2 protein-coding genes are annotated in these 949 nt (G+C 63.5%); both read left to right on the forward strand.

The annotated features are described in order from the left end of the window. A partial coding sequence (locus tag AC1DY5_RS57090) for a DNA gyrase C-terminal beta-propeller domain-containing protein (protein ID WP_478122950.1) occupies window positions 1-654 on the forward strand: 654 nt, incomplete at its 5' end. Next, window positions 651-949 (forward strand): hypothetical protein (locus AC1DY5_RS57095; protein WP_478122951.1); only part of this gene is annotated, 299 nt, incomplete at its 3' end. The genes AC1DY5_RS57090 and AC1DY5_RS57095, both read left to right, overlap by 4 nt.

The following is a 949-nucleotide window of genomic DNA, read 5'->3' on the forward strand; positions in this document are numbered from 1 at the left end:
GTGCTGACCGTCACTCGCAGCGGCCAGGTCAAGCGCACCGCGATCGAGGACTACGACGGCGCGACACGCAAGGGCGGCGTGAAGGGTGTCGGCCTGGACGATGGTGACGTGCTGATCGGCGCCTTCGCAGTCCGGGACCGAGACGACGTGATGCTGGTGGCCGATTCGGGCAATGCCATTCGGTTCGAAGCTTCCGACGTCCGCGTGATGGGTCGCACAGCCGCCGGCGTTCGCGGCATCAAGCTGGATAAGGGCGAGTCGCTCGTCGGCGCCGCAATCGTTCCGGACGGTGGCTCGAATGGCCTGCACCTGCTGTGCGTTGGCGAGAACGGCGTGGGCAAGCGTACCGCCGTGGACGAGTTCCCGGTCCAAGGCCGCGCCGGTGGCGGCGTGATCGCCTTCAAGGCAAACACCAAGACCGGCATGCTGGTCACCGCGATGGGCGCTACCGAAGAGCAGGACCTCATCATTCTCTCGTCGAACGGCGTGAGCAATCGTGTCGCAGTGAAGGAAATTCTCGAGACGGGCCGCTCCGCATCGGGCGTGATCCTCATGAATCTGGACGCTGGCCATTGCTTGGTAAGCGCGACGACCGCGGTGCGGGACGCGAATGCCGAAGCCGAAGTCGCTGTCGAAGCCACGGAGGCGCAATGACAGGCCGCTCCACAACCAACCTGTCACTTGGCTCGCTTGCCGCAGCCGCGGGATGCGATCTCGGTCAGTACAGCGACCTCGATGACGTCCTTCACATCGAGTTGGTCGAGGAAGTCCACGAGGTGAAGGCGGTTCTCAGGGGGGCGCCGGATGAATTTCCGATCTTCCTGTTGGACTGCAGCACACGCGAAGCCAAGGTAGCGGTGCAAGCCAATGGGCCTGACACCATCGCAGTGGGCGACTTCGTAATGCTCCCGGATGAGGTTGGAGAACAACGGGACGAATGGTTCAAGCT

Source organism: Variovorax sp. P4_D9 (assembly GCF_056401695.1).